Genomic DNA, 18,401 nt, shown 5'->3' with positions numbered 1-18,401 from the left:
CCTATGAGTATTTTGCGTAAAATCTTTCTCATTTTCATCGGTTTTGGGCTTACTATGGGACTCATTTTCCCGTTTTATGCGTCTATTTTTGTTGAATACAAAGCGGGTATGAAAATTTGGTTTTCGCTTGGCTGCTTAGTCGCTGGCGCCATTATAGGTATAACCAATTATTGGCTGCTGAAAAACTATTTGCTGGTCAAGCTAAGTGAGGTCTCTCATATAGCCCAAGCTATTAGCGCCAAAGACCTCTCTCAACGCAGCACCATTGTCAGTGAAGACGTGGTCGGCGAGATAGTAACAAGCGTCAACGTTATGGCCGATAACCTCTATCAATTTGTCATCAATATTCGCAAAAACGCCCAATATTTGCTGGCGATGGAGTCACAACTCCACCAAGGAATCAATAAAGCGTCAGGTTTAACCGAAAATGCCGAGCATATTTGCACGGGCTTAATCAAACATTTCAATACGGTGAATGACATATCGGGGCAGCTAAAATCCACCTCTGGAGACGCAGACAAAGCCCTAGTGTTGCTTATTCAACAGCTAGACGATCTTGAAAACGTCACCCGAGATTTGACCCTGCGTGTTCAAACGCAGTCAGAAGAAATGAGTACAACCGTTGCTAAGCTAAAATCTCTAGAAGAGAAGAGTTCTAAGATTGGCGAAGTTACCGCTATTATTGATAGCGTTGCAGAACAAACCAACCTTCTCGCGCTCAATGCAGCCATTGAGGCCGCGCGCGCGGGCGAGATGGGCCGAGGCTTTGCCGTCGTTGCGGATGAAGTAAGGGATCTCGCTAGGCGCACCCAAACCGCCACGGGTGAAATTCGCACCACAGTTATTACCTTGCAGCAAGAAGTCGATATTGTTGTGCAGCAAGCCCATCATATGGCGGAGCAATCGAATCAAACGGAACAATCTGTTAGTACCTCTCACTCTGTCGTGGAGCAAGCAGGGCTGGCCATTCATTCCATTCAAGACCGTATCGGTCAGCTAATTTCTGCCGTAGGGCAAAACGCCAGTAGCGTGGATAACCTAACCCGCGATATTGATCAAATAAGTGCAGCTAGCCGCGCCAGCCGCGATGAATTGTCCGAGCTTAAAAACAAAGCCAGCGAACTTTCGAATGTAGCACTGGGGCTTAATGTTGACATTGTTACCTTTAAACTCGGAAAACCTTAGTCGTTAGGATTTTAATGGGGCGTTCGTCTACACATGGCTTACCCCATTAGTGAGCGTGCGACGTACCCATACTTTGACCACTTGCAGTATAAAACCCGTTCGAACCGTGCTCGATAAACCCGAGGTTTATCATGTTTAGCAGAAACGGGTCTGATTCATTATCACCAATGTCGGCATAGTCCGTTGAGGCGTAACCTTCCCACTGGGCAAAGGCTGCGTTAATAATGGTACGGTCCGTTATGATGTCATCCAACCGCCATTCGATCATGCCTTGTGTTGTCTTCGCGCTGTAGTAACTCACTACTTGCATTGCAGGCAGCCATTCGAGCAATAATGTTTGCCCATGCTCATCGCTACTATACATTTCTTTTTGCGCGCAATAAGTGCCTTCACGCTTGATTAACGTCATCGACTGCATCAGTTGCTCGCTAAAAAACTGGCGCTTATTCTGCCAGCTATTTAGATCACCTTGCCGGTGCGCCTCGTACTCAATTGAACGTTCGTGAGCATTAAATGCTTGTACTGCACGCAGGCGATTATTCGATGTTTTATTCCACAGCAACGTGATGTTGCGATCGCGATAGTCATGCGCCACTTGGCCTTGCCTTCGCCACAAAGCAAAGGTTGATTCAATGGGCGTTTCAATAGCCCCCTCTATTGCTGGAGCCGTTTTAACTAGCGAATAGATCGCGCCAAAAGCGGATATTTGAGCACACGGGTTTTCGGCGGCCTGCAGGCCAGTCGCAAGCACACCCAACAGTAAAGAAATTACCGCGTGACTAATTTTAGTGACGTAAGTAACAGTCTTTTTCACTTCTTTTCCTTTTTAAAGCTTGAGTAATTACCGCTACTATTCGCTTGTTTTTTTTCAAACATAACACGGTATTCACGATACAAAACGGGGCCATTAAGGCCCCTATAAATAAATGTATTAACAGTTTATTCGAGCGCCGTCTCAGCCAGCCCAACCAAGTTTGCGGCATAGTTCATTACATGAAAAATAATGTGCTGCTCGTTGGTACCGGTGAGCAAGGGCGCACCAGGGCCTTGTGCATAGATTGCAACATCTTCACCCGAATGCGTTTCTGAACTTGTAGGTACCAATGATTCCTGGTGATACCCCGGCGCTTGAGTATCTACCCATAATAAATCTTGCCGCCCCGCATTGGCATTTTCGTTGTATGTTGCATCTGGGTTTGTGTTGTCACCAAAATTACGCATCCCTCGTCCATTGGTATAACCAACGGTGGTGTATGGCATACCGTCCGAGGCCAAGGTATGTGCATTGCGACCAACACCAACAACCTTGCCCAGTATTGGATTGCCACGTTTCGGGTAACCCGCAATGGTAAACACGTGCCCATGATCAGCCGTCACAATTATGAGCGTATCCTCGGCATTGGTCATTTCAACCGCTTTAGACACCGCTTTAGCAAACGCTATAGTATCGGCCAATGCTCCATAGGCATTTCCTGCGTGGTGTGAGTGATCGATACGACCGGCTTCAACCATCAAGAAATAACCGGATTCGTTATTATCCAAAATAGCCAAGGCTGTTTCTGTCATGTCTGAAATGGAAGGCTCACCCGCAATATCATTGACCCTATCGGCTTCATATTGCATATGTGATTCATTAAACAAACCGAAGAGGTGCTCGGTAGTCTCAGTATTGACCGTATCGAAACCTGTTTTGTCATACACATAAACGCCATCGGCGTAGGTGGCCTGCCATTCCGCAGTTAGATCACGGCCGTCGGTACGATCCCCTTCTATACTGCTCACGGCATCTGGGCTATTGTAAGAGGCGTCTTTTGGCAGAAAATGACGACGCCCACCGCCCAGCACAACTTCAAGACCGTCGACATCTAAGCCGCTGTAAAGCGCTTCCAAGTTACTTTCGAAGCTAACTAACTGAGAGGCAATATCGTCACAACCGGCATCAACTGCAGCAGTGGGCATATCGGAATTATCTTCCCAATTTCGATCTGCAGATTTTGCGTAAGTTGCCGCCGGCGTTGCGTGCGTAATACGCGCGGTAGAGATAATACCCGTCGATTTTCCCGCTATTTCGGCTAACTCCAATGCCGTCACTAGCTCATTGCCCGCAACGGTGGAGCAATCACCTCGCACGATATTTTCGTCAACACCAATAACGCCAACGTCGGTTTTTACACCACTCATCATCGCGGTCATGGTACCCGCTGAATCGGGTGTTTGGGCGTCGACATTATAGGTTTTCGCTAAACCCGAAAATGGAAATTCGCCAAAGCTCAATACGTTTTCTTCGCCCAGCATGCCTTTTAACTGGCCTTCTAAAATACGAGCAGCCGTAACCGTGGAAACACCCATGCCATCGCCTACAAATAAAATAACGTTTTTGGCCGCTCCCACTGCTGTGGTGTAACCAGAAGCGTTAGCCGTTGTAGCAGCCCCTGCTTTATACCAGCGATTACCTCGCGTGTTCGCCAGCATGTCGAAATCGTCCGCGTCATAGGGTAGGCATAAATAGTGGGTGTCGGCCAATTCTGAACTGTCTAGACTTCCGTTCGCGTTGGTATCTAAACCGGTATCAATTTGAAGGCCACCGGCCGGGCAATGGCTATCCCCTAGTTCTAACGTCGTTTTATCGATGAGCGTATTGTCGCCATTGCGACCATCATCACCACTACAGGCAACGAGGCTAACAATTACCGCACTTAGCAGTGCAATTTTTACATTATTCATATCACGTTCTCCCCGTTAGTGTGCGTCTAGCCCAAGGGCTTCGCGGATAATATGGAACACAACATTTTGCTCGATTACGCCTTGCGCTTTGTATGCGCCAGGGCCGTATGCATGCAAGGTAATATCTTCACCTGCGTGCGTTTCCGACCCCAGAGGAATAACCGCTTCTTGGTGATACCCCCTTGTGGTGGTATCCACACTGGAAAGATCGACTCGTCCATTTTCATTAGGCAAGCCATAGCGCGCATCGGCGTCGGTTTCACTCGTTAAATCGGCAAATCCTTTACCATTGGTATAACCGAGGGTTGTGTAAGGCATTCCATCCGAGGCAAGCGCAGGTGTTGAAGCACCGACACCGACCACTTTACCGAGTATGGGGTTACCGCGTTTGGGGTAGCCCGCAATCGTGAATACGTGGCTATGATCGGCCGTGACAAGAATGAGCGTTTCCGACGAATCGGTTGCATCAATGGCCGCTTGTACGGCATCGGCAAACGCGAGGGTGTCGGTTAGGGCGTTATAAGCACTACCCGCATGATGTCCGTGGTCGATTCGACCCGACTCCACCACCAGAAAATAACCCTTTTCATTATTGTCGAGCAGGTCTATCGCCTTCGTGGTCATTTGTGCAATTGAGGGTTCGCCGGCAATATCATTTACGCGATCCGCGTCGTATTGCATGTGCGATTCATTGAATAATCCAAATACTCGCTCCGCCGTTGCTGCGTCAATTGCATCGAAGCCTGCTTGGTCATAAATGTAATGTCCATTGACATAGTGCGCTTCCCATTCAGTGATCAAATTGCGGCCATCGGTTCGATCACCTTCAACACTGCTCACCGCGTCAGCACTATTGGCGGCCTCATCCTTAGGTAAAAAATGACGACGGCCACCCCCCATCACCACTTCAATGCCATCAACGTCAGAACCGTCAAAACGCCCCTCTAGATTCGCCTCGAAGTTAACTAATTGCGAGGCGATATCTTCGCAGCCGCCTTCAATGCCCGAAACCGGCATATCCGAGATATCTTCCCAGTTTCTATCGGCCGATTTTGCATAGGTAGCCGCTGGTGTCGCATGCGTGATGCGCGCGGTTGAAATAATGCCCGTCGAAAGGCCTTTTAGTTCAGCCCACTCCAGCGCCGTTACCACTTCGTTACCCGAAACAGTTGCGCAATTTCCTCGCTCAATATCCTCATCCACGCCAATCACGCCAACATCTGTTTTAATGCCTGACATCATCGCCGTCATTGTGCCGGCTGAGTCCGGCGTTTGTGCATCTACGTTGTAGGTTTTCACTAAGGCCGTGTAGGGAAACGTCTCAAAGCTAAGAAAACCTTCCTCCCCTAAACGCCCCTCCATCTGGCCATCGAGTATGCGCGCAGCCGTGAGTGTAGAAATGCCCATACCATCGCCCACAAAAACAATAACGTTTTTAGCAACGTTCGTTTGCGTGCGTGCATTTTTGCTGTTTAGGCTTGTTTCTGCATCCGTAAACCAACGATTGCTGGTTTGTGATGCTGGCAGAACCTGACCAAAAGCACTTGCGGTAACTGCGACAAGGGCCGCCGTTATGGCCGCGAGACTTTTTACTTTCATCCTTTCACCCCTAAAAATAAGTTGTAGCGTAAATGACTTATTCACAACTCGCCCTCCTATACGTTAGTGACATTGAGAGCCAAGTGGAAAACTGTAAGGCCGTAAGCTACGGCTAAGGGATGACAGTGATATTGCAGAAATGCTGCTAACGTGGCGTTTTTATATTAAATATTTATTACACGCCAACCCGCCTTGCATCAGAGAGGGTCAACATGGCCAACTTTGAACTACACTTTTCACTCCGCCGTGTAGATTCTTTGGACGATACCGAATGGCTGATCAATCACTCACGTTAATGATAGTCGACGACAACAGAGACAATCGCGACCTTCTTGAAGACATACTCCAAGAAGACTACACACTCGTATTAGTTGAATCAGGTCAGGCCTGCTTGGACACACTGGCGGAGACTGACATTGATTTGATATTGCTTGATGCAAACATGCCCGGTATTAACGGCTTTGACGTGTGCCGAACAATCAATAAATCCCCAACGCTGTCGCACACACCGGTTGTTTTTGTCTCTGCATTAGACAGTACTGAAGAACGGCTTAGGGGTTACGAAGCCGGAGCCGAAGATTACATTACGAAACCATTTGAAGACGATGCGATAGAAGACGTTGTAATACGGGTTTTGGAACAAAAAGTTAAATCTAAAGAAATAGAAAAACAAGCTAAAGAAGCCATGCATACGGCGTTTCAGGCAATGACCAATAGCGCTGAACTGGGCAATATCATTCAATTTTTACAAGCGAGCTATCGCTGTAAAACAGTCGACACGCTCGCAGCTGAATTACTTAATACCACCGCAACATTTGGGCTAAATTGCAGCTTACTGTTTTCACTTAACTTTGAAAAACGTTTAATAAAATGTGCCAAAGGCTCTATAGAAGAAAAAGTATTCGAACGCTTTCACCGTGGCGAAAAAATATTAGATTTTGGTTCGCGTACGCTCATAAACGAATCGCGAATATCTATACTGGTCAAAAATATGCCTCTCAACAAAGCCGATGATTACGGCCGAATAAAAGATAACCTTACGGCCCTTATCGCTGGCACGGAAGCTCGCTGTAAAGCGCTTGAGATAGAACATCAATTGGAAGACGAACGCAGCCAAGGGTTACGCTCTGTATTGAATAACAGCCGTGAAAAACTGGCGAACATTGAAACGCTGGTCGAAAAACAAAAGGCCAGCACACATACAATACTGACTTCTATTAATCAAAAAATAGAAGCGACCATTTTTAGTTTCGGCCTCGCAGAGGATCAAGAGCAAGCGATATTGTCAGCAATAGATGCCGCTGTTCTAGAAATGAACGGGCTCTCCAAGTATAGCGATAAAATTGAAACAACCTTTCACGGATTCGTCGACGAGCTGGCTATTTTAGCCGAAAAATAACGTGTTTTTCATTTCGTCACCAGAATACATTAGCAATGGCGCTCCAGCCTTTGCCATCGCCTACGCACAAACAGCATCGACAACAGCAACACCACAGACAACCCTATGGCAATTCCATCGCCCTGAAATAGATAGAAAAAGATAGCCCGCACTTGATGGCCTCCATCGGTGAATGCCGTAATAAGCCCTACATTATCCAGCTCAAACGCGGTCGTTTGTGCGGCCAACGCTGTATATTTAGGGGCCAAGTGTGTCGAGATCAGTAAAAAACTTACAATAACGGGGATACCCGCTAATACCGCTCGAAACACGTTCCCTCTAAACATCAATACCGATATTGACATCACCGAAATGAGATTAGGTAAATCGCCCAGCGGTAGCACCTGATTACCGGGTAAAAAGAGCGCAATAATAATCGCTAGCGCCATAAGAATTAGCCCTGTCACGATCACCGATTTATGGCTCAGAAGAAAACCAGTATCAAGAGCCACCACTAAATTTTTACGGTGAGGGAAGTATCTTTCAACTTGCGCACGCAAAGCCTGTGTTATTGGAATCATGGCTTCGCCAATTAAGCCTGCACACTTGGGTAATATAAACATTACCGCAGCAATGTGAACACTTAACTCTAGGCTTTGTTTAACATCGTAACCCGCAGCTATGGCTAAGGCTAACCCCATTAAAGCGCCTATAACCATAGGTTCGCTAAGCAAATCCAAATAACTGGTGGTATCACCACCGGCATCTTCTCGCTCAAGCTTTCGGCTAGGGTTATAATTAATGTTTTTAATCACAGGAATACGATCAAAGAGCGCATCAACTAACGCGGTATAAGGTACGATTCCGTTTACCGAAACCGGTGATGCAGAAACACCTTTTAAACCCAGCTCGCGCTCTACATCTGGCGCCGTCCACTCCGTTAATTTAAAACAATATATGGCTAACAATGCTGTAGCGGCCAAGCCTAATGGCAGGCTGCCCGAGGCATTCATCACTAACGCGCCCAAAAATGCAAAGTGCCAATAATTCCAAATATCAATATAAATGGTGCGCGTAAACCCAACCGCAATTAAAACCAGGTTCAACACTAACACGAGCGGAATAGAAATAGCCGCAAGAGGTGATGCCCACGTTATCGCCGCTAGCGGTGGCCACCCAACATCGAGAACGGTAAAATCTAACCCTCGAATAACCGATAATTGTTCAACCGCAGGTTGAATATTCGCGACGAAAAAATCAAATGCAATAAAAACACCGGCAAAGCCTACGGCTAACTCTATAGCACTCACTAATGATTTCTTGACCGATAAGCGCACAGACAATGCAATTATAAAGATAATTGCGGGCAACATAACGTACGCTTTAAAACTGAAAAATGCATCCAATATGGACTGCAACATAGCGACCTCTTTCTCGCGGGGCGGTAATTGGCTTTGTAACGGTACTGTTTGGCTTTTTTAGTATTTACGTCTATGTAAAAATAACGGCCAGTATCATGCGCTAAAACCTAATCCAATCAATTTTATCACTTTAATCTGGGTTTCTCTCGGTTTAGCTAAAACAGAATACTCCCTTTCTGTTTCTTATTTTATTTATTGAATTTTCCTTTAGCTGTACTTAATAGTTGTGAAAAAAACCGGAGCATATTCTTCCGGCTTTTAGACGCAATGTACTTAAGCAGGCTTAAAGGTACCGTCAGAGATTACGGCGAATCCATTTGAGCCTTAGCGGCATAATAATCATGCAGTACAAACCATGCTAACTTTTTCTCGCCGGTCTCAGACAGTAAACCCTTGCGATTCCAATAATCTTGTATTGCAGGCAAAGGACGTCGAGGAGAGCGAAAATCAACCAATATCCACGGTGTTGTCCCGCGAACAAACGGCATCTTATCAATCATAGCTAAATTGTATTTGTAAACATCCGCTTGATACTCTTCTGTCCATCGTTCATCGGTATCACCATGTAGGCCATGTTTGGCCCCAGCGCCAAACTCGCTAATAATCACTGGTTTATTGTAATCGGACTGCCAGCGTAAACTAGGGCAGGTTTTCGGCTTATCACTGTACCAACCGCAATACGTATTAATACCAATGACATCGACTAGCCCGGCCAAAGGATCGTCAATTTTTCGTAATCGTCCTTCAACCGCTTGCGTATCTGACGCGGCCGTGATCAATCGTGAATTATCTAACTCGCGGGCTTTACTAATGAGTTTTTTCAAAAAATCATAACGATCCTGATGATTCGGTGTTTCATTAGCGACCGACCACAACACCACCGACGCTCGGTTTTTGTCGCGGCTAATCATCTCACTTAATTGCTGTTCGGCTTTGGTATAAACTTGGGGGTTTTCGAATTGAATGGTCCAATATACCGGTATTTCTGACCACACCATTAAACCCAACTCATCCGCCATGCGAATAATATTTTCGTTATGAGGGTAGTGTGCAAGACGAATGAAATTAGCCCCCAAGGCTTTCGCTCGCGTTAGCGATATCCTCGCATCGTATTCACTCCACGCACGGCCTTCTCGGTTAGGTGCTTCTTCGTGAAGACTTATACCGCGAAAATAAATTGATTTGTCATTTAGAAAAACATTTTCACCTTCGACACGAATATGGCGAAAACCAATTTTATCGGCGAGGGTAGTACCGTTATAAACGAATTCAACGTTATAAAGTTTTGGGTTTTCCGGTGACCAAAGAGTCGGCTGCGCAGAAATCTTGAACGTTGTATAACCCGCTTCGCCTAGCGTTATTGTTTTATTTATACCTAACTCAGGCACTTTCAGCGTTACCACTTCATGCGTCAAAGAAGCATTGGTAACTTTTACCCACCCTACAATTTCACGATTATCATCGTTAGACAGTTGCAGGCTATAATCAGAAAGATACTGTCGATCAAGCGCTAACAATTTAACTGACCGAGTAAGGCCACCGTAATTCCACCAGTCAGTATTAACCGTAGGAATGTTATCCCGAGCTCGAGTGTTATCCACTTTTACGACTACAAAGTTTTTACCAGACTTTAGGTTATCACTTACATCAAACTGAAACGGCGTAAACCCGCCTTCATGCTGACCGACTTTTTCGCCATTTACATAGACAATCGCCGAGTAATTCACCGCGCCGAAATGTAGCACGTAACGTTTTTCTTTAATTTTTTCTACTGTGAAGTTTTTGTAATACCAAACGGTACCTTCATAAAAAAATAATTTTTCTTTTTGGGAATTCCAGTCTCCGGGAACAGTTATTTTTGGCGAAGCCGAAAAATCATATTCAATCAAATCAGACAGCGCCTTGGGTTTGGCGTTACGAAAATAACCATTAGCGGATTCACGGTACCGGTGGTCATAAAAACCGTTTTCATATGGGTCGACAATAATATGCCAATCACCATCCAAACTTAGGTGTTCTCGCCCTTGCGTATTCTGAATTAATTCCATCGCCATGATTGGTAACGAATACAGCAATAAAAAACTGATAACGACAAACAATCTCATTACAAACCCTTAATTATTATTTTTTTACTTAAAAAAAACGCCATAGATCGAAAATCTATGGCGTCATTTGGTAATACCCACTAGTTTCGATTTTCTGAATATTAGCTGTCCGTATCGCTAGGATACGTTTAAGTGATTTTTTATCGGCAAATCACGTACGCGCAAACCACTTGCATGAAATACAGCATTCACTATGCTCGGCATTACTGGAGGCAAACCCGGTTCGCCAACACCACCCGGCGCATCATCCGACGCTATAATATGAACAAACAAGTTAGGCACTTGCTGTATTCGCGCAACGGGGTAATCATAGAAGTTATTCTGCTCAATTACGCCGTCTTTCACCGTAATCTCACTATATAACGCCATGCTCAACCCCATGATCATGGCGCCTTCCATCTGTGACTTAACTCGGTCTGGCGTAATCACAATACCGCAATCAATTGCGGTATGCATTTCCAACACTTCAAGCGTATTATTGACAACGCGCACTTTCGTCGCTGCTGCGGCATAGGAATTAAAGCTATGCGCATAGCTTATGCCCCAACCTTCATTTTCACTTAAAGGTTCGTTTACACCTGCTTTTTCACACACCTCGTTAATCACGTTTTTCATACGGCTGGTTTGCATGGCATGGGCCGGTTTTTGCCCTTGGTCGTAATTAGACCACCCCTCAAACCCTTCTTTACTCGGGTCAACAATTCGATCCCGACCAAGTAGGTTCATCCACATTTTCTGCGTACTTATCTCCGCTTTCGCGGCCAGCTCATCAACAAAGCTGCCCATGGCAAAGGCGTTGTGAATATTCTGCACGGAACGCAACCATCCAATTCGCACATGCGTTTCCACATCTTCAACTTCACAACTGATGTGTTCGATATCAAAGGGTTGATCTGCAAAGCTTTGGCTTAAACCAGAACCGCCGGTATGTTTTTTCTCATGATTAAAGAGCCAATCGATAGGTGGGTGTGCAACACGTTGCACCCAATAATCGGCACTAAGATTTTCCGTCAACTCAGCTTTGTAATAATTTGCCGCAATAGAATGGTAAAAACCATGTTTAACATCGTCTTCCCTACTCCAAATAACCTTAACCGGTCGCCCGCTCGCCATCGCCAATTCGGCGGCTTCTACGGCAAAATCATTTTTACCTTTGCGACCAAACGAGCCGCCCATTAATGTGGTATTTAATTCAACTTTGTCACTATCGGTTTCAGGGTTTAAACCCAGCTCTTCCAGTATTTGATTCTTACCCCATTGAGGCGTTTGAGTGCCCGCCCAAACCTGCCATTTTTCACCATCAAACATGACGGTGGCCGCAGGTGTTTCCATTGGCATATGATGATGATAAGGAACGGTGTAGGTGGCTTCTACGGTTTTAGTAGGATCAAACGTATGCTGATACACATCGCCTTCGGCGCGAACCACGGTACCACCGGTGGCGTTAACTTTTTTAATTAAATCTTGTTTATACGTTTCGGAGTTATGTATAGCATGTTCGCCGAGTGTCCATTCAACAGTGAGTTTTTTTCGGCCCTCTATTGCCGCCCATGTATTTGTCGCTAATACCGCAACGCCCGACATAGGGTTGGTGTTCACGGGGAAACCGCGATCTTTTAATCGAATAACCTCTACAACGCCCGCAACTTTTTTGGCTTCGGTGGCATCAAATGATTTTACCGTTCCACCCACTACCGGTGGCCGCTCGATGCTAGCAATCAATAAACCCGGCAGCTGAATATCTTGAGCATAAACCGCTTTGCCTTGTACGATATTGTCTTGACCAACCAGTTTTACATCGCGACCGATAAGCGAAAAATCTTTTCGGTTTTTGAGTGTTACGTCTTCTGCATTAGGCACGGGCAGAGTAGCTGCACTTTCGGCGAGTTCGCCAAAGGTTAGGGTCTTTCCTGTAGCGGTGTGCACGACGGTATGCTTTATTGCTTTTACATCCGCTTTATCCACTCCCCACACCTGGGCAGCCGCCTGCTCTAACATATCCCTCGCTATTGCTCCCATTTGCCGCGTAAATTCAAATAAATGACGTATTGAGGAGGACCCGCCAGTACTTTGGCCACCGTATTTAGTGTCGGCCTTAGCTAAGGTGACGGTAACGCGACTCCAATCAGCCTCTAGCTCTTCCGCTATCATTTGGGGCGTTGTGGTCATGATGCCTTGCCCCATTTCCATTCGATGGCAAATGATGTTGACCTGCCCATCAGAATCAAGGCTAACAAATACGCCTAACGCGTTATCTTTTGAGACATTGGTAAGTGCTGCGCCAGCACCCGACAGGCTCTTTTCTGGAGAACAGCTCGGCAACACAGCACCAAGAATGAAGGCTCCTCCTGTAAGCCCTGTTGCCTGTAAGAAGGCCCTTCGGCTGAACGGTTTAATAGTGCTCATTATTTCACCTCCTGGATCTGTACGGCGGCTTGTTTAATGGCTTTTCGAATACGTGGATAGGTGCCACAACGGCAGATGTTTCCCTGCATTGCCGTTTCTATATCAGTATCGGATGGCGCGTTATTACTCGCCAACAATGCCGCGGCGCTCATGAGTTGGCCACTTTGGCAATAACCACATTGCGCAACATTATTGTCTACCCACGCTTGCTGGAGCGGGTGTAGCGCCGTTTCACTAGCCAAACCTTCTATCGTGGTTATTTTATTGGAAAGAACCGCTGATAACGGCGTTAAACACGCACGCGTTGGAACGCCGTCGACATGTACCGTGCACGCACCGCACTGACCCACGCCGCAACCAAATTTTGTACCCGTTAATGCTGCAATATCGCGAAGAGCGTAGAGCAAAGGCATATTAGGGTCGGCGTCCAACGAAAGCGTTTTATTATTAACATTCAGTTCTATCATGGTCTCTCCGATATTCGATATATGTTTATCCACGTTCGATACGACCTATAGAGCGTGTCAAAAGGTGAGCAAACTAGTGGCCTGGGTGCCACGAGCGTTTATAGCAACCGCTATTATGCGAACAACAGGGGTCAACAAAAAGTCAACGCGAATGGCCTTAACTGCAGCGGGAGGCGCAAAAAGTATAGCAGCGTCATCGAGCGAGGATTCTCACACCGCTCTCGCCAAGGTATGGTACTTTGTTTGACTTGCGCAAGCACCCACGGCCTGCGACGCTCATCGCTCTACCACTCACCGGCGCTTTTATGTTCACTACGTTGCAATCTCTGCCTAAAAACATTTGGGTCTTAGCCTTTTCAATGGCCTTATTACAGGGCGCTATGCCCTTACTTTTTCTCATCGGCGGTATTTTAGGCGCGCATCTAGCACCGTCTCCCGATCTTGCGACCCTACCCATGGCGACCTCGATCGTGGGCTTGTCATGCGCGACCATTCCGGCAGCCATGCTGGCGCGGTTTATAGGCCGAAAAAACGCATCGTTTATTGGGATTGTCATTTCCATTGTGGGCATTAATCTGTGCGCGGTTTCGGCCTGGCTACAACATTTTTATTTGCTGCTTGCCGGTACATTTTTAGTCGGTGCCAGCACGGGCTTCTATCAACAATTTCGTTTCGCTGCGATTGAAAGCTTACAGGACGCTCGTAATACAGGCCCTGCCCTGTCAGTACTCATGATGTCGGGTATTGTTGCGGGTGTGCTGGGGCCTGAATTATCCTCAGTAAGCGAGCTGCCCCTATTCGCGCCACTCGCGCTGTCAAAGGAGGTTATCGCTTTTGGTATTATGGAGCTGTTCGTTATCGCCGGAGGCATTATCTTTTTTGTCGGCTTTAAAAACCCAGACATTACATCGGAGGTCGCAACGGGAAAGCCTCGACCACTTATGACGATTGTTCGTCAGCCTCTATTTTTAACGGCGATGCTTGTGTCTGTAGTGGGGTATGCAGTTATGGCATTTTTGATGACCTCCACCCCCATCAGTATGCATTTGCACGACGGGCACTCCATGGCCGATTCAAAATGGATTATTCAAAGCCATGTTGTCGCCATGTTTCTACCTTCTCTTGTTACCGGATTTATCATTAAACATTACGGTGCCGGTATTTTGCTTATTTTGGGCAGCCTTATCTATTTAGCCGTTATTGCCATAGCCACTAATGGCCAAGAAGTCATTCATTACTGGTGGGCGCTAGTGCTATTGGGTATTGGCTGGAATTTTTTGTTTGTGAGCGGGACCAGCCTGCTGCCTAACACGTATCAGAATAACGAACGTTTTAAAGCTCAAGCTTTTAACGATTTTACTATTTTTGGCGTTCAGGCAATCGTGTCTTTATTGGCGGGCTGGGTGCTATTTAGTTTTGGTTGGACGGTGCAATTATTACTGTGTTTGCCGTTCGCGTTAACGGCGTTAGCCATCGCAATTATTTATTGGCGCCGGCATAAGCAATGGCTCTAGGGGCTGAAGGCGGGATTTTCGTTAACAACTCAAACGGAGATACACCAAGAAAAAAAGAAAACGCTAAAAGAGGGGGCTAACAACATGAATAACACCACCGTCATAAAGGCCGGTGTTATTCATGCCTGCAATGCAATCGCAATACAGATTATTTAGCTTTTTCCTAAGTCGCCAATAGCGGTACCCGCTTTTCCGCCTGCGGCAACAATGGCTGCCTGCAAGCTTTTTGACATTACTTGATAGTAATGCTGTGCCGCTTCAGATTTTGAAAAAGCAATATACGCTTGCATTTCACCATCGGTTAACGACTGATAACTGTGTAACGAACTGGCCTCTACCATACGCTTATATTTTGGTAGCATTTTAGGGCGAATCTCTTCTATCTTGGCTCGTATCTCATCTTCGGTAATCACCTTTGTTTCGGGCATACCGGGAATAAGTGCCGTTAGCAAAGAACGCTGTGTGGCCAAAGCCATATCAACAGAAGACGCCGTTGATTGCATTGCGTCATCCAATTGATGTACAAGCTCTAAACGCTGTTTATTTTTCTTAAGTTTACGGTAACTCTCCATCACATCTTGATGCTTTGCATTCACCCTACCCGCTTTTTCTAACGCCGATACCTTTTTGCCAATATCGGAGTTTAACCACGCAAGGATCGACTCGACTTCATTTGCGTCTAAATTTTCCGCCATGTAGGCGCGCGCGTCGGTACGTAGGTCACTGGGGTTAAAGGTTTGAATTAGAATGGCTCGAATATCGTCAACAGCAACAATACCGCGACGCAACTGATCTTCTGCATCTGCCAGTACTTTTTCTGGAATCTGAACAATTTGGGCATTAACACCCGACCGCTCCATTAACTCGTCTACTGGCATGTCTTGGCTTTTTATAAGCCGAGTATTAGGATCGTCTTGCTGGCTACAAGCCATAAACATGCAAGCGGACATCGCTAACGCTAGATACTGCAGAGTGTGTTTCATAAAAATCTCCATTTATTATTCGCTATGTTATAGGAGTAAAGTTGTAGGTTTTCAGTAATATTTAGTGCGGTATTAGTAAAAACCAACTAAAGCATTCGCTGAGCCCATCGCCCCACGCTGACCCCCAAGTGTACCTGAATTGTGCTCACAAATAAAAAAGGCGACGGCGTAAAAAGGTGTTCAAATGCGCAAATAAATAGCAATTTTACGCACTGAACCGTCGCCGCCCCATTTTTGCTATACCCCTTTACTCGTGGCGTAAAAAATTAATGTAAGTGCAACTTCGCTGTACTTAACGCTCGTGTTTACCTCTATTTACTGTGATTCGCACGTACTCGGTGAGATACAACTTTTACTATTTTCCCAACCCCACCCTGTTTCGATCGTCACACATAATGGAAATTCGGTACCCCACCAATTGCAAACACCCCCGTTATTACTGGACGAACTCGAACCACTACTGCTGGCACTCGAACTAATACTGGATGAGGACGATGAAGCACTCCCCCCTAGGGAAACAATACGCCACCAATTAATATTCCAACCGCCACTCGCTGCATACACACCAAAGTCATAGGTACCCGCATTAAGCTCAACCGCACGGGTGACCGACGCCCAACTTTGCCATCCTCCTGTGGCCGGGATTGTGTGAGTACCGAGCACAACTTCACCGGCATTTTGATCCAATGACAGCTGTCCACCATTGGGGCTCGCAACACGATACGTTATCTCGTAGCGCCCGTTCGCAGGAATATTAATGTTGGCATAACTCAACCAGTCTCCATCATCAATCCACCCGACGTTAGTACCGCCGCCGGTATCCGACGTTGTTTCGATTTGCACACCACTCATATCGGAATAATTTTCAGCTTCGAGAACCCGTTCAAATACGGTCGCGGAACTGTTACTGCTCGCACTACTTGAACTCGTCGAGCTACTCGAACGACTACTCGCGTCACTATTGCCTTGCTGATACACGCGCACGTAATCCACTCGCATTTGGGCGGGTAGCGCCCCTTCATTAATATCAAACCCTGGCCAGTCGCCTCCTACCGCCATATTTAACAACAAAAAGAATTCCCCCTGAAATTCATCTGTCCCATTTACACCATTCGCGATACTGGCTTCATGGTACTGGTTACCATCAACAAACCATTTAATTAGGGACGCGTCCCACTCTATGCTGTACACATGAAACTGGGTTGGATCCAAATTTTGCGAACCACCATAATTGGCATATTCGTCGTTATGATCTTGCCAGTGAATTGTCCCGTGAATGTTTTGCTCATCATTCACGTGCTCCATAATGTCGATTTCACCACACTGAGGCCAACCTTCGGAGGCAAAACTATTACCCAGCATCCAGAATGCGGGCCATAAACCACTGGCTGACGGAACCGCAATACGCGCTTCTATCTTGCCGTATTGAAAGCTTTTGCGATTTTGAGTTTTCAGGCGTGCGGAGGTGTAGTCGGAGCCGTTAAAACTCTCTCTACGCGCGGTAATAACCAACTCACCATTCACAACGCTGGCATTGTTTTGTCGATAGTATTGAAGTTCGTTATTCCCCCAACCACTTGACCCCGTTCCTTCCTCAAAGACCCAGTCGGCACCAATGCCGCTGGAAAATTCATCTGACCATACTAGCTCCCAGCTTTGCGCCAACACCGGTGAGGCAATGAACAACAGCGAAAGTAACGGTTGTTTTAAACGTGACATCAGGGATTTAAGCGGTGAACAAAACGATCTCATAATGAATTTCTCGTGTGGTTTGATTGTGATGAGCTGTACGAGATAACCCACTAAGGCAATGACAATAGGGTAAATAAAGTTCAAAAGGCCTGAGCCTACTATTGAGAATTTGACGTCTATTATTTTTTTATCGTCAGCGACTAAAGCCCACAGAAAACACTTAGTGATTACCTCAATGCGCATTAAGTGTAGACACAAAGCACAGTGGCGCTAACATACTGCTAACACGATTTCGCAATGATAAAACACTCAACCATTCGCACGTTAAATAACAACGCACCTACCTGCTGTGTACTCACACTTTTCACCCAATACAACGCAAGGTTTTCAGCTTGAATATCTCAAACCTTTACCGCATAGACATCACCTATTATCCGGTGCGTTAGCGGCGGTGCTTACCCGAAACACGGTATACGTTATTTCTAACTTAGGCGAAAGCTTCCTGAATAACATCGTCAGGCATGTGCGCCTCTAAGAGATGGTCTCTGGCTCTACACCAAAGAACGCAAGATAGGCCCTAAATTGACGGGGCTCTTTTCTACAGGCCTCATAAACAAGGAGTTAAAGACTAAGCGCCCCCCTCTCAACCACTCGAGTATTGCTATGAGTTGCCCCAGCACTAAGCCACTATCTTTGCAGGCTGAATAATATAGGTAGGTAACGGGTCACTCTAATGAACTCAATTGGTCACCGCACAGGCAGGATAATTATCGCGCCATACGGATAAAGTGCCACGCTATTTAGAGTGGCACTAAGTGACTATAAGTAATTTAGACCCTAGCGTTACTTAGTACTTAATAACGGGTTTTGTTTTTTTCACGTATCCCCTTAATTTAATTACAAAAATCACTTAACACGCGCACTAAT

At 46.2% G+C, this 18,401-nt stretch carries 12 protein-coding genes; 3 read left to right on the top strand and 9 right to left on the bottom strand.

All coding sequences use genetic code 11. The features are described from left to right. Positions 1-3 precede the first annotated feature (3 nt). The gene (locus H5647_RS07770) at positions 4-1,185 is read left to right on the top strand and encodes a methyl-accepting chemotaxis protein (protein WP_045857627.1); all 1,182 of its coding nucleotides are present in this window, start codon (positions 4-6) and stop codon (positions 1,183-1,185) included. 46 nt (positions 1,186-1,231) lie between these two features. On the opposite strand, the gene H5647_RS07765 is transcribed toward H5647_RS07770, so the two are convergent. The 3 genes from H5647_RS07765 to H5647_RS07755 form a co-directional block, all read right to left on the bottom strand. Next, positions 1,232-1,999 carry a hypothetical protein gene (locus H5647_RS07765; RefSeq protein ID WP_052691933.1) on the bottom strand — a complete coding sequence of 256 codons (768 nt, stop codon included), beginning with the start codon at positions 1,997-1,999 and terminating at the stop codon, positions 1,232-1,234. Positions 2,000-2,124: 125 nt separating this feature from the next. Next, positions 2,125-3,909 carry an alkaline phosphatase gene (locus tag H5647_RS07760; RefSeq protein WP_045857625.1) on the bottom strand — a complete coding sequence of 595 codons (1,785 nt, stop codon included), beginning with the start codon at positions 3,907-3,909 and terminating at the stop codon, positions 2,125-2,127. A 15-nt stretch (positions 3,910-3,924) separates the two neighbouring features. Further along, a complete protein-coding gene (locus H5647_RS07755) occupies positions 3,925-5,508 on the bottom strand; it encodes an alkaline phosphatase (protein WP_045857623.1) in 1,584 nt (527 codons plus the stop codon). Between the two features lie 271 nt (positions 5,509-5,779). Here H5647_RS07755 and H5647_RS07750 point away from each other — a divergent pair, with 271 nt between their 5' ends. After that, positions 5,780-6,907: a response regulator gene (locus H5647_RS07750; protein ID WP_045857622.1), complete on the top strand. Its 1,128-nt coding sequence runs from the start codon at positions 5,780-5,782 to the stop codon at positions 6,905-6,907. Positions 6,908-6,936: 29 nt separating this feature from the next. Here H5647_RS07750 and H5647_RS07745 read toward each other — a convergent pair whose 3' ends face one another. The 4 genes from H5647_RS07745 to H5647_RS07730 form a co-directional block, all read right to left on the bottom strand. Then, entirely contained in the window at positions 6,937-8,307 is a 1,371-nt protein-coding gene (locus H5647_RS07745; protein ID WP_045857620.1) for a PTS transporter subunit IIC, read from the bottom strand. A 302-nt stretch (positions 8,308-8,609) separates the two neighbouring features. After that, complete coding sequence (locus H5647_RS07740) at positions 8,610-10,412, bottom strand: glycoside hydrolase family 2 protein (protein ID WP_045857618.1); 1,803 nt, start codon at positions 10,410-10,412, stop codon at positions 8,610-8,612. 117 nt (positions 10,413-10,529) lie between these two features. Beyond that, on the bottom strand, positions 10,530-12,818 hold the full coding sequence (locus tag H5647_RS07735) for a xanthine dehydrogenase family protein molybdopterin-binding subunit (RefSeq protein WP_045857616.1): 2,289 nt from the start codon (positions 12,816-12,818) through the stop codon (positions 10,530-10,532). Then, positions 12,818-13,285 carry a (2Fe-2S)-binding protein gene (locus H5647_RS07730; protein ID WP_045857614.1) on the bottom strand — a complete coding sequence of 156 codons (468 nt, stop codon included), beginning with the start codon at positions 13,283-13,285 and terminating at the stop codon, positions 12,818-12,820. The genes H5647_RS07735 and H5647_RS07730 overlap by 1 nt, the downstream gene beginning before the upstream one ends. A 305-nt stretch (positions 13,286-13,590) precedes the next feature. Between H5647_RS07730 and H5647_RS07725 the strand changes: the two genes are divergently transcribed. Further along, positions 13,591-14,799 (top strand): MFS transporter, encoded by a 1,209-nt coding sequence (locus tag H5647_RS07725; RefSeq protein ID WP_045861206.1) that lies wholly within the window; start codon positions 13,591-13,593, stop codon positions 14,797-14,799. A 152-nt stretch (positions 14,800-14,951) separates the two neighbouring features. Here H5647_RS07725 and H5647_RS07720 read toward each other — a convergent pair whose 3' ends face one another. Both H5647_RS07720 and H5647_RS07715 read right to left on the bottom strand, forming a co-directional pair. Beyond that, entirely contained in the window at positions 14,952-15,782 is an 831-nt protein-coding gene (locus H5647_RS07720) for a hypothetical protein (RefSeq protein WP_052691932.1), read from the bottom strand. Positions 15,783-16,097: 315 nt separating this feature from the next. Continuing rightward, a complete protein-coding gene (locus tag H5647_RS07715) occupies positions 16,098-17,534 on the bottom strand; it encodes a carbohydrate-binding protein (RefSeq protein WP_082087165.1) in 1,437 nt (478 codons plus the stop codon). Between the last annotated feature and the right edge of the window lie 867 nt (positions 17,535-18,401).

It is taken from the genome of Teredinibacter purpureus, assembly GCF_014217335.1.
GTDB lineage: Bacteria > Pseudomonadota > Gammaproteobacteria > Pseudomonadales > Cellvibrionaceae > Teredinibacter > Teredinibacter purpureus.
This window is presented reverse-complemented; position numbering and strand designations above follow the sequence as displayed.